The sequence below is a fragment of the Rodentibacter genomosp. 1 genome, from assembly GCF_001999285.1.
Classification (GTDB): domain Bacteria; phylum Pseudomonadota; class Gammaproteobacteria; order Enterobacterales; family Pasteurellaceae; genus Rodentibacter.
In genome coordinates this window covers 23,363-37,455 of the sequence record NZ_MLHN01000008.1, presented here as the reverse complement: position 1 = coordinate 37,455, position 14,093 = coordinate 23,363, and the positions used below count along the sequence as shown (strand labels likewise).

General features: G+C 47.7%; 16 protein-coding genes and 1 pseudogene. 1 reads left to right on the top strand and 16 read right to left on the bottom strand.

What is annotated here, in order from left to right:
• Window positions 1-9 precede the first annotated feature (9 nt).
• From BKK54_RS04305 to BKK54_RS04245, 13 genes and pseudogenes are all read right to left on the bottom strand, one after another.
• Window positions 10-768, bottom strand: coding sequence for a phage baseplate assembly protein (locus BKK54_RS04305; RefSeq protein WP_077541844.1), 759 nt, complete (start codon window positions 766-768; stop codon window positions 10-12).
• Window positions 768-2,132: a DNA circularization protein gene (locus tag BKK54_RS04300; RefSeq protein ID WP_077541842.1), complete on the bottom strand. Its 1,365-nt coding sequence runs from the start codon at window positions 2,130-2,132 to the stop codon at window positions 768-770. The genes BKK54_RS04305 and BKK54_RS04300 overlap by 1 nt, the downstream gene beginning before the upstream one ends.
• A gap of 3 nt (window positions 2,133-2,135) precedes the next feature.
• Window positions 2,136-4,021: pseudogene (locus BKK54_RS04295) on the bottom strand (tape measure protein).
• Between the two features lie 80 nt (window positions 4,022-4,101).
• Window positions 4,102-4,485 (bottom strand): phage tail assembly protein, encoded by a 384-nt coding sequence (locus tag BKK54_RS04290; protein WP_077541840.1) that lies wholly within the window; start codon window positions 4,483-4,485, stop codon window positions 4,102-4,104.
• Window positions 4,486-4,495: 10 nt separating this feature from the next.
• Window positions 4,496-4,849: a phage tail tube protein gene (locus BKK54_RS04285; RefSeq protein ID WP_077541838.1), complete on the bottom strand. Its 354-nt coding sequence runs from the start codon at window positions 4,847-4,849 to the stop codon at window positions 4,496-4,498.
• Between the two features lie 10 nt (window positions 4,850-4,859).
• Window positions 4,860-6,323: a phage tail sheath subtilisin-like domain-containing protein gene (locus tag BKK54_RS04280; protein ID WP_077541836.1), complete on the bottom strand. Its 1,464-nt coding sequence runs from the start codon at window positions 6,321-6,323 to the stop codon at window positions 4,860-4,862.
• Window positions 6,323-6,514 carry a DUF2635 domain-containing protein gene (locus BKK54_RS04275; protein WP_077541834.1) on the bottom strand — a complete coding sequence of 64 codons (192 nt, stop codon included), beginning with the start codon at window positions 6,512-6,514 and terminating at the stop codon, window positions 6,323-6,325. The genes BKK54_RS04280 and BKK54_RS04275 overlap by 1 nt, the downstream gene beginning before the upstream one ends.
• A gap of 12 nt (window positions 6,515-6,526) precedes the next feature.
• Window positions 6,527-7,078, bottom strand: a complete 552-nt coding sequence (locus tag BKK54_RS04270) for a DUF1834 family protein (RefSeq protein ID WP_077541832.1) — start codon at window positions 7,076-7,078, stop codon at window positions 6,527-6,529.
• Window positions 7,078-7,503, bottom strand: coding sequence for a gp436 family protein (locus tag BKK54_RS04265; RefSeq protein WP_143541419.1), 426 nt, complete (start codon window positions 7,501-7,503; stop codon window positions 7,078-7,080). The genes BKK54_RS04270 and BKK54_RS04265 overlap by 1 nt, the downstream gene beginning before the upstream one ends.
• A gap of 2 nt (window positions 7,504-7,505) precedes the next feature.
• Entirely contained in the window at window positions 7,506-7,892 is a 387-nt protein-coding gene (locus BKK54_RS04260) for an HI1506-related protein (protein WP_077541831.1), read from the bottom strand.
• Between the two features lie 84 nt (window positions 7,893-7,976).
• Window positions 7,977-8,903 carry a Mu-like prophage major head subunit gpT family protein gene (locus BKK54_RS04255; RefSeq protein ID WP_077541829.1) on the bottom strand — a complete coding sequence of 309 codons (927 nt, stop codon included), beginning with the start codon at window positions 8,901-8,903 and terminating at the stop codon, window positions 7,977-7,979.
• Window positions 8,903-9,970 carry a phage protease gene (locus tag BKK54_RS04250; RefSeq protein WP_077541827.1) on the bottom strand — a complete coding sequence of 356 codons (1,068 nt, stop codon included), beginning with the start codon at window positions 9,968-9,970 and terminating at the stop codon, window positions 8,903-8,905. The genes BKK54_RS04255 and BKK54_RS04250 overlap by 1 nt, the downstream gene beginning before the upstream one ends.
• A 230-nt stretch (window positions 9,971-10,200) precedes the next feature.
• Entirely contained in the window at window positions 10,201-10,635 is a 435-nt protein-coding gene (locus BKK54_RS04245; RefSeq protein ID WP_077541825.1) for a phage virion morphogenesis protein, read from the bottom strand.
• A gap of 46 nt (window positions 10,636-10,681) precedes the next feature.
• On the opposite strand from BKK54_RS04245, the gene BKK54_RS11615 reads away from it, so the two are divergent.
• On the top strand, window positions 10,682-10,885 hold the full coding sequence (locus BKK54_RS11615; RefSeq protein WP_143541418.1) for a hypothetical protein: 204 nt from the start codon (window positions 10,682-10,684) through the stop codon (window positions 10,883-10,885).
• On the opposite strand, the gene BKK54_RS04240 is transcribed toward BKK54_RS11615, so the two are convergent.
• The 3 genes from BKK54_RS04240 to BKK54_RS04230 all read right to left on the bottom strand — a co-directional run bounded on the left by BKK54_RS04240 (window position 10,842) and on the right by BKK54_RS04230 (window position 14,092).
• Entirely contained in the window at window positions 10,842-11,045 is a 204-nt protein-coding gene (locus BKK54_RS04240; protein WP_077541823.1) for a hypothetical protein, read from the bottom strand. The genes BKK54_RS11615 and BKK54_RS04240 overlap by 44 nt on opposite strands.
• Before the next feature lie 157 nt (window positions 11,046-11,202).
• The gene (locus tag BKK54_RS04235) at window positions 11,203-12,543 is read right to left on the bottom strand and encodes a phage head morphogenesis protein (protein WP_077541821.1); all 1,341 of its coding nucleotides are present in this window, start codon (window positions 12,541-12,543) and stop codon (window positions 11,203-11,205) included.
• On the bottom strand, window positions 12,530-14,092 hold the full coding sequence (locus BKK54_RS04230; protein ID WP_077541819.1) for a DUF935 domain-containing protein: 1,563 nt from the start codon (window positions 14,090-14,092) through the stop codon (window positions 12,530-12,532). Before BKK54_RS04230 ends, BKK54_RS04235 begins: the two co-directional genes overlap by 14 nt.
• Window position 14,093: the final 1 nt, after the last annotated feature.

Here is a 14,093-nt window from a genome sequence, read left to right as displayed (position 1 = left end):
TTGTCCTCATTAGTCTCCGTAAATATCATCGGCAACCGTGGTTTCGCCTTTCGCCCCTTTGTTCTTGGTTTTGGTATCGCCTTTAGCGCCACCTTGTTCGGCATCGCCAATCACACGGTAAAGCGAAAAGCGTTCCAACCAGCTGTCGGTTTGTTCCAATTCCAACAAATTTTCGCCCAAAGTTAAATTGCCCACTTGTTTGCTGCTTGGCTCTGTAAACAACAAATTGCCGTCCACATCGCTGGTCACTAATACGCCTTTGTGGCGAGCAATTTTGCTTAAGTTATCAAATGCAGTTTCGCCTGGCTCTACCTGCCACACAGGGATTCGTTCGTTGGCTTCAGGCGTTTGCACCTGCCACACCACACTAATGCCAAACGGTTTACAAATGGCTTCGGCAATCTGCTTTGCGGTTTGGTTTTTAAACTGATAAGAATGATGCACAATGGCACAGTCCACCAAGTCGCAGGTTTTATCTCGACCGCTAATGGTGATGGTTTTATCTTGCCCACCGATGCTTTGCTTGAGTTCGTCCAAAAAGCCCGTGATCACCGTTTGCCCACCCATTTTTAATACAAGGGCAGAACCAGTGGCTAACACTGACACATCATCTTCAGGACGTACCGCAATGCCTAAATCAAAACGACCGCTCATTGATTCGAGCGAGCGTTGCACGTTAAGGCTTTTCCAACCCGAAAAAATTTTACCGTTGAGATAAAGCTCAATCTTGTTTACTTGGTTATTGGTTTGATTGTTGGTTTCGCTCATTATTGCAACACCTCTAAAGTGGTTCCACCTAAGCAGAAAAGTGGGTGTGAGATACCATTACGCAATGCTAACCGCTTCCACGTTTTCGCATTGCCCGTGTGCTGATATTCCAGCAAAATGGCTGGGTAAGTGTCGTTGAGCTTGACTTCACGGGCATTTGCCAATCGTTCCCCACGAATTTGCAAATCTCGCATTAAGGTCAGGCGATATTGCTCAAGGGCGGTGTAACTTTCCCATTGCTCTGCATCGGCATTGTCTAAAATCACCGCTTCCAATTGCTCATCAACTTCAGCAATATAGCGTTGCACGTCTGCCTTCGATTCAATCAAAGTGGCAATAGTTTCTTCCGTGACGGTTTTCTGTGCCACGGATTCGGTCACTGCATCAGAAATCGCCTTGCCATATTCCACCGCAAGGGTGGAAAGCACCAAGCGTTTCAGCAAGAAAGTAGTTTTATTCATCAAGGCATCAAAAATTTCTTGTTCGTGCAAGTTTCGGAACTGACGGGATAAAATATCCGCTTCTGCCACGTTGTTGATTTTCGCTGTCACCATCTCATCAAGGGTGCTTTTGGTAATTTCGTTTTTGCTTGCTGTTAAATCGCCCAAGGCTGCGCTGATGGAATCGGTGATCACAATATGCTGCACAAATTGGCGTTGCGAATTGACCGCACTTCGCACATTTAACTTGGTTAAATCTTGCAATTCCCTTGCCAATACTTTGGGCGTAAGCAACAAATTACTCAAACGGTTTTTAATAGATAAGGCTTTATCTTTCACCTCGGTTAAACCACTCACCGTATTCGCCACGCCATCGAAAATATTCTCAATAAAGGCTGCCGTGGTATCCGCCAACCGGAAAAGTGGGTTATCTACCATCGACTCAATAAAGCCCGATACATCTTCCACCATTTCAGCAAATTCACTGGCAATCCCATCTAAGGTGGCACTATATTCCGACAACACCGAATAGGCGGTATCTTCAGCAATTTCGGGGGCATTGCTTTCTTCCGCTGGCAGAAAGGTAATATCAAAGCGAGTAACACGCTGATGCGAGGTTGAATGCTTAGCACGGTAATCATCTACCCGCACTTCAATCGTGCCGAAATACGGGTGTTTGAGTGTGCCTGCACCGCTGGCTTCTAATGCCTCAATCAGCTTTTCTGCTTGGTCTAAATGGTCGTCGCCAATCACTAAGCAGCCGACTTGATAACGACGCAGGCGTTTACCCATATCTTCGGTTAAGCCGTTATCTCGCAACGGATATTCGTGTGAGACAATACGCCGACCGCCGTCTAAACCTTGTTCTTCTTCGATTAAAAAAGGCACGCCGCGGAAGCTGCCTTTACCCGTTATTTTTGCCATACGCTACCACATTCCCCCAAAGCCTAAGGTACCCATTTGTACTGCCATTTCAACCTGATCTCGTTGCTGGTTGGTTTGCATTTTGGCTTGTGTTGCAGTGGCAATCAGTTGGTCGGAGGCTTTTACTTCCACTTGGATTTTACCGTTCAGCTCGTTTTTAATCGGCTCTGGGTCTGAAAGATATTCGCCCACCTCGGAGCCTAGCCATTCGCCCAACCAACCTCCTACATAAGAACCGACTGCCGCCCCTACCACGGGAATTGGAATCAGGGCTTGCCCTACAATCGCCCCTGCAGTTGCACCTGCGATAGAACCAATCGCCTCTGATTTCTCTTTGGTGTCGGTGGTATCGTCCATCAATACCGTAACACCTTCTGCCACTGCCAAGCCTGTGCCTAAGTAAGGGACGGCTTTTGAAGCGCCACGCCCTACAGATTTCACGCCATTGCCAACGGAACGCCCCACGCCACCCGATGGGGTTGCAACAGGTGGTGCAACCTTAGGCACAGTAGCGGAAGTAGCCACCGCAGCAACAGGGGAACGCACGCCACCACGTCCTCGTTTCGTTTTCGGTGTTTTGTTTTTCTTTTTGCTTTTCTTGTCTTTATCACGCCCATCTTCGATGGCATCGTAACCATAACCACCGCTGCTACCAAAACCCATCGGGAAATTGGTCACATAAACAGGGGTAACGCCTGCAGTTGCCCCCAACGCACCCGCCACACCATCAGCCAAGCCACCTGCACCGCCTTTTTTCGGCGGAATAGCTTATTGGCACCCCATTTACCTGCCGACCAGCTCCAGCCTGCAACGGTTCGTACTTTTTCGCTACGCCAGAATTTGTTGCCGACATATAATGCCCCCATAAATTTAGCAAGATTGCCATAACCGCCTGCTTTTTCAGAGATCCAGCTCATTACCGAGCCGATACGCTCCAAAATAGGCTTCACGTCTTTTGCCATTTCCTTGAGGTCTTTTAGGGCTTCAATCAGCGTATCGCTGACGGTTTTCGCAAATTCATCAAGCGTGCCATCATCAATTTTCTCGTTTAACCACTCAACAAAGTCGCCTAACTCCCTTTTCAAGGCATCAAATGCTCCGTGTTCCATAAAGCGTGCCTGCATCGATGTCCAAGTATCTTCAAGGTTAGATACCAAACCGTCCCAGGTTTTCATCTGCTCTTTGGCTGCACCTGCGGCATCTCGCCCCATACCACGCAACAAGGCGTGGATAGATTTACGCCCGAGTTTGCCTTCCTGTAACATTCTCTGCATTTGGTCGGCGGTGTATTTGCCGCCCGTTTCCTTGGCAAGGATTTCAAATACTTTGACGTTACGTTCTAGTAAAGGGTTGATCTCCTCCATTGAAAGCTTGCCTTTGATGAAACCTTTACTGATTGCAGAAATATAGCCATCAAGGTTGGCTTTATCGCCCCCCACTTTGGCGTTATAGTCCACTAAGGCTTGCAATGCACCGCCCATCGGGTCAATACCTGCGGTTTTTAAGCGCATCATTGCATCTTGGGTGTCGGCAAATGCCATCGGGGTATCGGTAGCGAATTTTTTCAGCCACGCATCAGCGGCTTCGCCTTGCTCACCAAAGGTCTGCTTCATTCGGATTTTTGCCATCTCGAAATCGGCAGCGGTGCGGAGCATAGATTTACCCACCATCGCCGTGCCGGCAGCTACACCGACACCCACGATGGGGATAGTGATGTTCCCAAGTCCATTAAAGCCCTTGGATACGGCAGAAATAGCACGACTGACCTTGTTAAGGCTGCTCACATTTTTGTTTGCCATATTGGCAATTGAATTGCCAAATCGTGCCGCTTGTTGTGAGACGTTGCCCGCTAGATTGACAAAAAACGAGGTAGAGTTATTTGCCATCATTGCCTCCTATGTAGCCAATATAGCGTGGTAAGTTAAAGATAGGTTGAGAAAGCAACCACGCAGGGTTGCACTGATAATGCTTAGCTAACAGCAGACAGGTCTTTTCCAGTTTCCTGATCTGCCGTATCCAATCGCCCCCGCGAGACCACCTGTTCTGCTTTGGCTGCCTCCCAGCTTTGCGCATAAAGGCTGATGCGGTTTAAATCTTCGGTCGTGAGCGAACGCAATTGGCGCATCGAAATCGGGCCGTTAATTTTGCCCACTGAAGCAATTTGACGGCGGAGCAGTTCATAACCGAATAACGCAGGGGATTTGGCTAGTACCGCCTCGCCTTCGGGGGTCATCACTAAACGTTCTGCCGCCATTTCGGCATCAAGTAAATCACCGGTGGTGGGTTCACGCATCGTGACTTCTAACTGCGCTTCTTCGCCAAACATTAAGCCTGTTTGTAGCATTACTTTCATCTTGTTTCCCCTACACACGTTTACATTCAATAGCAGCCATTTTTAGCTTGATTTTACCGTCGGCACTCAAGGTGCCGGCTTCCACAGTCCAGGCGCCCGGTAACAAGTACACCTGCCCAATATCGGTTTCAAACTCCACCGTGGCGTTGGTCACGTTTTGTAGCGCCATTACATCGGTTTCGGCACAGTTAAACACTGTCACTTCTACCATTGCTTCGGTCGGCTTTTCAGAATAGCCATACACACGGGAGCCTTTTACCGTTTCACGCTCTTTGCCGCCTGGGGTGAGCGTGCCATCATTGTCAGACGGATATTCTTTCCCGTTTACACGGATAATAGCCGTCCCTTGAAATTGTGTTGCCATCTCTCACTCCTTACAAAATAAACTGAATGGCGTGTGCATAAATGCGGAATTGGTTTACCAAGTTTTCGTTGGATAACACATTCACGCGGCACGGGTTATTGCTATCTCGTTCCACTAATAAAGTGCGGTTGAATTCATCGAAGTTTTCCACCAAGCCAGTGAACTCTAATTCGGTGAAAAGTGCCAGCAATTCATTACGGATCACCTTCGGGGTCACAATCGCTTGCCCAGGGCTTACGCGGGTGCCATCGTTTGCCAATTTATGGCGTGGGAATTTTTGCGAAATTCGAGTGCGAATGGCATAGCGTAAATAACTCAAGGTAGCAATGGTTTCCACATAGAGATAGCTTTCGTCGTTATCGCCAAAAGCGTTCTTACGATACATCGTAATCGCTGCTTCCACTTGCGGTTGGCTGCCTGCGTTTACGGTATAAGTACTCACGCCGCTATAAAGTAAGGTGTTACGCTCGGATAAATCCCAACGGTCACTCATTGCAGGCGGTAATAAATCCATCACCAAGGTTTGCACAGGGCGAGCAGGGTCGATGGATAAAGAACCTGCCACCACCGCGGCATAAGCCGCTGCCCAAAGGTAGGCGGGTTGCGGTACTTTATGGGTTGCCATTACGCTGAATAAGTAATCGTTGCGCTGTTCTGCAAAGGTCGTGAGTTCTGCGTGTGTGCCACGTTTTGCCATAAAGCAGATACCATCAATCTGTTTTAATGGCCCCCAACGTTTCACTAATTCCGTGCGCAACAGGTTCAGGCTTTCCGTATCGGTGAATGGGTTGATAATGTAGTTCCACCATTCCGCACCAAAGCCTGTCATCGCCACAGACATATCAGGATTGACCGAACCGCCGTTCATTTCGGTAATGGTTGCCGAAATCCCTTCCGGGAAGGATTCGCCCGAGTAGTAGTTGCAGCGAAGATCCACATCGTTTCCTGAGTCGCCTTTAAAGCGACAAGTGAGAGTAATGGTACTGCCCGATAAGGTTGGCACCACGGGCACATCTTGGTCGGCTTCAACCAATTTTTGCAATTTTCCCGCAATGGTTTCGGCAGTATCACCACTGATTACCGCAGTTTTGTAATTGTTACCTGCAATCATTAGGCTAAATGTGCCTGATTGGGTGGCTGTGCCGGTGATTTTGACCGAGCCTGCGGCTTTTGCCCCACTTGAGGATTCATCAAGAGGGAGTACCCATAAATCCAGCTCGCTATTGTGGGCTTTAAAGGTTTTCACCATTTCGGCAAGCTGTGAGCCACGACCAAATAAGCTTTTCGCCTGTGCATAAGCAGACACACGTACGGCTTCGCCAGCTTTGGCAGTGCCTGTGGCAAGTTTTGTGCCTAACATCAACACTTTGTGCAAGGCAGTGGGTGTACCGCTGACGGCTTTGGTATTGTCAAACTCAATATAAGTGAGCGGCACACGCAAGGCGGACGGAATATCATTGAAGGAAATCGACATTAGGCTTGCTCCTTGTTGCTATTTTTGGCTTTTGTGGTGGTATCATTCACCAGTTCCACGTCGCCATTTTTAAGATGATTGAGCCAGTAGCTGATTTTTGGCTTCTCTTCACCGCTTTCGCTTAACAGCTCAAAGGTCTCTGGGTCTCGAATCAGCAACCCTGCTTTGGGCTTAATTTTAAATGTTGGCATTTTGCCCCCTGTTTAATCCGATTGGGTGGGCAGCTCGACCGTTAAACGGGTTTTGCCGTCAATCGTGTGTTCATCTTTGTCTTGGTTGAAGGTGTGATCGTAAATCTTGAAATCACACAAGGTGTCATCGCTTGTCATATCCGGCAGAGGTTGCACAGCGTTGAAGTACATACCATAAACCGCAACCCCCATTCCGCTTTGGGTATCCGACCAGAGGTTTTGCACCGTTTGCAGTTCAAACATTCCGCTGGGTGCAATGCGTTGTTTATGTAGCCCTGCGGTGAGGGTTTCCACGATTTGGTAAATGCCCACCGCATTGCGCCGTTGCCCGTTGAGTACCTCAGCCACCACAAACACGCCCCAACGGGCGGTGACGGTGTGAGGGTTATTGTTGGGCTGTTGCCCGAGCCACGCCACATACACCGCTGGCGGATTACGCACTAAACGACGCACCGAGCTATCGTCCCATTGCCCCGGGTGAGTATCGACTTCCCGCAGATAATCACCACACAGGGCGTTGATTTTGGCAAGCAGTTCCTCGTTGGTTTCAGCAATCACACTCATTAGATAAACCCTTTTGAGTTGTTACGTCCCCATACGCTGCCGGCACTTTCCATCATCGCCCCGTTTTCGCTTTCCACCGTTTCGTCATCGTCGGATAAACCGAGCGAAATCGCACCACTGGCAACTTTTTCTAAAAAGCGGAGCGTGTCTTCATAGTCCTGACGGGCTTGGTCAGTGGCACGGTTTTTCTCAAGGAAATAACGGGCAATGTAACAACAATGGCATTCTAACACGGCTGGCACGGTTTTGAGAGGCAACGCATAACGACCGCCCAAATAGCTGTCAATGGTTTGGCTGGCATCTTCCAAGGCTTCTTGCACCTTGGCTTCGTCTAGCGTTTGTGCTTCGGGTAGCCAAGCTATTTGCTCTAGCACCTTGAGGGTGTAACGCTTAATCAGGCTTTCGCGGTTGGCATATAGCACCATGGTTATGCCTCGCTTTTTCCACCATCGGCGGGAGCAAATAACGCAATCAATTCCGCTTTAGTGGCACTTTTCTTAAACGCAATGCCTTGTTCTGTCAGTTGCGCTTTGAGTTGTTCCGCCGTGAAGCTGTTTAAATCGGCTGGTGGTGGCTCAGTACGAAGTTGTTTCTGTTCGTCACCACTCGCAGGCTCTTTTGATAACCCTTCGCCACTATCTTGACTGCCTGTTTCGGTGATTTGTACCACCAAGCGTGGGTCTGCTTTAAGCTGGGCGAGATGGCTTGCCGACACAGTTGCAAGCGAATTGTCCCCAAGGTGGAAACTGAAACCAGCACGGCGATAGCCTTCTTTAATGCGGTTTTGCACCACAACACAAAATGTTTTATCCATCGCATTTAAATCCTCTTTAAATCAGGTTTAAAGTGCGGTCAATTTTGCAAAAGTTTTGCCGAAATCGACCGCTTACAGGTGAGTTTAGAGGTAATCGCCCACAATCAATTTGAGGTTCATACGTTTAAACTCGTTATCGACTGCTACACCGTCTTCGGCACGCAATTCACGTTCAAGTAATTTGGTTGCCGCTTGTTCTAATGACGGTGGCACCACAATGTGGGTTGGACGAATTGCCAAGCGTTTGTCGCCATCACCACGCACGGCACGCATCGCTTCAATGGCTTTCCAGAGGTTCTCAGCTGTGAGTTTACCTTTCACCGCGTGTGCCATTTGCCAGAAGCCGTAGCCCACGTTCGAGCGAGAATCGACACCGTAGGTAAACACGTCTTTCATAAAGACTTTTTCATCGTTGGCATCGGTAATCTGTGCCGGTGTTGGGGCTTTACGTTCTTGGTAGATAATCGGTTTTAAGCTGCGTGAGCAGTCTAACAAGTACCACGCTTCAGCTTCGGTGACTCCCGCGCCGTCATCGGTGATATTGCTGACCGATTTCGGGTTGGTGCCGTCCACGTTTGCGCCTACAGGGTGGTCGGTGTCGAAGAAGTATTGTCCGTCATAGCAAGCGGTTTTAAAGCCTGCGGTTAATGCGCCAAACACGAGTTCATCGGCTTTTTCACCTGCGGAACGACCGAGTTCTTCAATGAGCGGACTATATACGCCCACGTTGTCGTCTTCGATGTCGGTGCGTTGAATTTCTACGCCATTTGCCCATTTTTTATTGGTGATTGAATAACCGTGACTTTGAATCGCAGTTAAAGTACGTTCACCAATCCATTCGGTTAGCCCTGGCATTTGACCGAGCCACGCATAGGTGTTGCTTGCCGTGGTCGATTTCACCAAGGTGGCGATTTCGGTATATTGGCTTGGAGCTTTTGCCAAGCCGTCTTTAAAGTTTTTGCCAAAGCCGACAAACAGGGCTTTGACGAGATCAGGGGTGACATTTGCCATTATTTCGCCTCCAGTTCTTTTGCGTAATCTTGTTCAGAAATACCCAATAATTTTGCTGCTTCTTTATCGGCAGCACTTAACACCGCTGTGCCTTTTTCAACGTGCTTTTCCACCTTGGTGGTTTGGGTTTGTTGCGCTGATAGCACGGCAATTTGTGGGCGTTTTTCCAACATTGCAGACAAAGCTGCCACACCTTGTTGTTTGCCAAATTGTTTGAGGTATTCCACTTCGGCTTCCACTGCACGCCCTTCGTTACGGGCTTTGGAAATGTGGTTGTCGATTTCTACATCATCGGTTTTTGCTGATAACACCGCCACTTGGCTCATTACCGCGTCATAAGTCGCTTTTGGCACATATTGGGAAAGATCCACTTCAGTATTTTTTGCACTTAAAGTTGCCACTTGCTCATCGGCTTTGGTTTTGTCGGTTTGTAAGGTTTCAAGGGCATTTAAAGCGGTGTTGGCTTGCTCTTCGGTTAGCTCTACACCTTCTGCGATTTCTACACCCAGTTTTGCCAGTAATTTGCGTAAGGATTCAGGCATTTTGACGTTCTCCTGTGGGTTAAGGGTTGCCGAAAGCACGGCTAACCGTTGCATACCAGTAATACCCGGGTCATTGGTTAGGGCTGCCATTCGGAGTTCAAGAGGCGTGCCGTTGTCATCGTAAGGAAACACAGCACTCAGATAAGCAAATTCCCCGTCTTTGATTTGTTGATAGGCTTTCGGTGTCCAGCGTGGCTTAATGTAAAGCCCTTGGCGTTCGTCATCATCAAACCATTTGATTTCATCGGCGTTAAACCAGCCAGCGGCGACCACGTTGCCTGCATCAATGCCGTTTTTGGCTTTGAGTATGGTTTCGTGATCGTAATCAACCAGCAAATCTTGCTTAAGCCCACGGGCTTTTTCGATAAGCGTTTGCGCTATGGTTTCGTCGATGTACCAGTGCGCTACGTCTTTGGGCGAACCGTCCCGTGAGCGAAATTCGCCTTTAGGTAACAGTTGCTGCCAACCGTCGGGGCTGGTGAGTTGGGCGGTGAGTACCGCTAAAGGGGTTCTTTTTGCTTTCATAAGGCTATTTTGGCTGAAAGCAGAAACAGGGGAGTTTGCGGTGGACTAGACTAATAAAAAACCGCTGAAGGATCAGCGGTGGAGAATTTAAGAAAGCTTTAAATCAGAATAGCGTTTAAATGCCGTTTAAATGCGTTTAAGCGAGTTTAAATTTTTTGAGACGTAAAATGATATAAATTGATTTTCAAACGCCCTTAGCGTGGCTCTGTGGCGATATTTGCGATTTTAGCCTATTCTTGGGTTAATTTCGACAACTCTCGATTTAAAATCGCTTTAATTTCGTCGATACCGTCTTTGCCTAACCCTAAGAATGGACGGGCAGGCATTTTCTCTGTGCCCATTTGGTGGTATTGCCCGTAAGGTTCAGATGCACCGATCACCGCAAAGCTGTCGCCATAGTCGATATTGAGGCTTGTTACCAAATCGCCCGTAATCTGCAACATTTTGCCCGTGTGTCCTGCCGCGTCTCGGCGTTTTTTGTAATCTTCGTTTAAAACCTCCCAGCTTTCGCCCTCGGGCGTTTTTTCTTGGTCAAAGGCTTTTTCCGCTTCTTGACGTAATACGCCCGCCACCTTGTGGGTAATATCCCGACCGTCCATTACCTTTGCCAAGCGGTTAAATTTGTTCTGAATTTCGCGGGTGTCAAATTTGTAATCTAAATGCATATAATAGCCTTGGGTAAGGTTGCCCGTAATTTAAAAGGAAATCCAAATGATAAATAAACAAAATTCGGAAACATTAGCATTTTGGCTTGTTGCACAATTAAGCCAAAACGCCAATCTTCTTCCTGTTTTCTCAGAACCCTCAAAACAAGCAGAATATCTAGCTGATTTACTTGTCGCTCTGTCTGAGCAAATCAGAGAAAAACAGCTTACTCCACATCTGGACTATCTGCTTCGCTCTCAGGGTAAATAGCCAATAAATACAAGGCTTCTAAATAAGAGCGTAAAGTAAAAGCTGGATCTGTGGTATTTCGTAAATTAAAACGTAAATCATCACAGATTTCAGCTTTTTGTTCTGGGGTTAAAAAGCCAACGTGCATTCCACGAAATTTACTCGCATCAAATTCAATCATATTTCCTCCTGTTTTGTTTGACTTTGTCACAATAAAAGCATATTCTCATTCAAAGATAGTGTGTCGGTTAATGGTAAACCAATAGGAATAATTCCTATCACTGTGGCGTTCGACCCCCACCACACGATAGATAGGGTAGCAAATAGGCTACCCTATTTTATAATTCTCCCAGAATGATTTTATAGTTCCCACCTTTAATAGCGGCTTTAATATCAGCGAAATCTTTTTGTCTATAAGCATTGATAATCGCGTCAAGTTTTTCACGCGTTTTTTTCAGTTTGCCTGGTGCATCAACCATAACTTTAATTGTTCTATCTTGATTAAAATAAATCAAATTACCTGTTTGCATATCCCATATGACAAGGCTTGGGTTTGCAATAATACGAGAAATTTGAGCGTATTCTTCTGCGGTTAAACCTACGCCCGATTTATGGTGTTTATCACTATTAGCGTGAGCTAGGTTTTTTTCTGTCATTACCAAAATACGTTCAGAATACTTTTTACCATCGGAAAACTGTGTGACTTTTTCTGCAATATCTGGAGAAATGATACCCGCCGAAATATACCGCTCACTCGCCCCACGTTTGCCAAGATGGGCAAAAACCCAATCCGCAAAGGCTTTATGCCGTGCTTCGCTATTGTTTATCGCCTGAATCGTCTGCTGTCTCAATTCTCGGTTCTTGACCTGTTGCAATTTACGCAGTACGGCAATATCCGTGCCAAATGCAGCTGACCCCACATTGTAATTCCAACCTGCACCAACTTTCATTTCGCCTTGGTCGGTTTTGATTTTGCTGACCTTGGTGCGGATTTCTTCGCCTGTTTCCTTGTCAATGCCTGCCACCGCTTCTTCGGTTTCAATTTCGCCTTGACTGCTGGAGATAGTAAAACCTCGGCTTTTTACGGCAAATTCGCTTAAGGCTTCCACTCGGCAACGACAGCCCCAATCATTGGGCGGATACATCGTCTGCCAAATCGGATCGTCTGCACGATAAATTTTACCGTGCAAGGCAAGGTGGCTAGTGCGAGTGCGACTATCTTTCACTGCCACATAACGCCAGTAGGGTTGTTCGTCCACATTTTTCATTTGCTGGACGTAGCGTGCTGCGTGGTAAGCAGTGGATTTATTAGTGCGTAAAATAGTGCGTAAACGGCGTGGGCTGCCGAGTTGCACCGTGTTGCCGTTTTCGTCCACCGCTTTGCCCCACCAGCCCAAGACTTTGAGCATCGGTTCAAGCTCTTTAATGTAAACCCGTTCAGGCGTGCCTTCGCTAATGGCTTTTTCAGTTGCCCAGCGAATGGTGTCTAACACTTCCGCTTTGGTGGCTTTTGCCACGGTAAAAGCTCGGGCGTGGGCAGATTCTAACTGCTCGTGCCAGTTCCAAGTGATATTCACGCCTTTCGATTTGAGGTAATCGACAGCTAGTTTTGGCTCTAGGCGTAGCACATAGCCCATATCAATGGCATTGCTTTCTTCTTGCGTGTTATCGTTTGGCATTGGCTCGTCCTAATAAATCGCTGACAAAAATGGCGCGGGTGAGCAAGGTTTCCAGCCCTTCATCGTTCATTTCGGCATAAAGGGTTGCCAGTTTTTCTTGGGCGAACTCATAACCGCCTTTTTGCAAGGCTTCGACCACTGGTTTTAATAGTGGGTCGATAACGGCTTGATAATCTTCTGCTGTGGGTTCTAAGTTATCCAGTAGATCTTCGGGGTCGGGTTGCACCGATAATACTGCCATTTTACCGTCTGTTTTGCCGTGCATATAAGCGGTCGGATTTTGGAAAGATTTTGCCAACACTTCCTCGTTTTCCGCTGCGATTGGCACTTGCAATTTATCGTGCGCCCACTGTTTCGGAATACGGAAGCCAATATCCACCAATTTATTTAGTCCGTCAGCAAAGGCGTTTAAATCCTCACTTTCTGCCACATCAAATTCAAAACGTGGAATTCGGCGTGCGTCGTTGAACGATTTGCAATTTAAGGCATAGAGCGGATACACCAAGTCACGGGTGAGTGTGGCTGCAAGGCGTTTTAGGTCGGCATTGCGAATTTCTAACCGCACATCATTATGCACATTGCCAAGGGCGTTGGTGCTTGTTGCCCCATCTGCTTGGCTGGTGAGCGTGCCGCCTAAAATGGCTTTGCTGGCTGATTTTTCTGCCCACTCAATCATTGCCATAAAGGTGCTGTCTGAGCCGTCTGCCGCTTTTTCAAATTCGAGTTCCATACCACGCGGAATAATCCCACCAGCGTTGTGTCCGATACTCATTACCGCACGCAGTAGGGTTTGTTTTTCCTTGTCGGTTGCCCCTTCGGGGTATTTGCCCAAACGCAGTGGTAAGCCGTAGATTTCTAAAAACTCGGCAAAATCACGCACGGAATAGTTTTTAAAGATGAACGGCCAGACTAAAGTGCGAACTAACCCAATACGGCTTAAATAGCCTGTTTTGGCTCGTGCAACGTGTTTCACCCAGCCGAACTGTTGCATTTCTGCACCCTCAAGCGTGCCATCACGCAGGCGAAGGCTGTTACGTTGATAAGCGGGGGTCATAAACCACGCCGGGTCACGCCAATGCACGTTTTTTATCAACTTCAAGCCACCGACTAAATTTTGTTCCCACTCAATTTCTTGGCAAGATAAGCCTTTTAAAATGGCATCGGTGGCATCAAAAATGCAATCGTCTAACCATACGGCATCTTCCAGCATTTCTTGCAGCATTTCCGCATCACGTTGTTCTTCAGGTGTGGCATTGCGTGGGGGCTTAATTTGCCAATCCACAGCGGTAATTGCCCCACGGCGTTTGCCCAGTTCTGATAAAATATGGGTATCTTTTTCCTCCATATCTTCGGCAAGCTCTGCTTGTGCGACTAAATCGCCTTGCTCGGCTGCTCGCAGAATGCGTGCAGCTTTGGCAGGGGTTAGCCCACTGGCCGGGTGGTCGCTGTAATGGTATTGCAGCGGCATTAACCGGCTTTCGCTTTCGGTTTGCATATCGGCTTCAAAGCGGAATGGGTTGCCGTGAATATCTAAAATTTTACTTTGCATT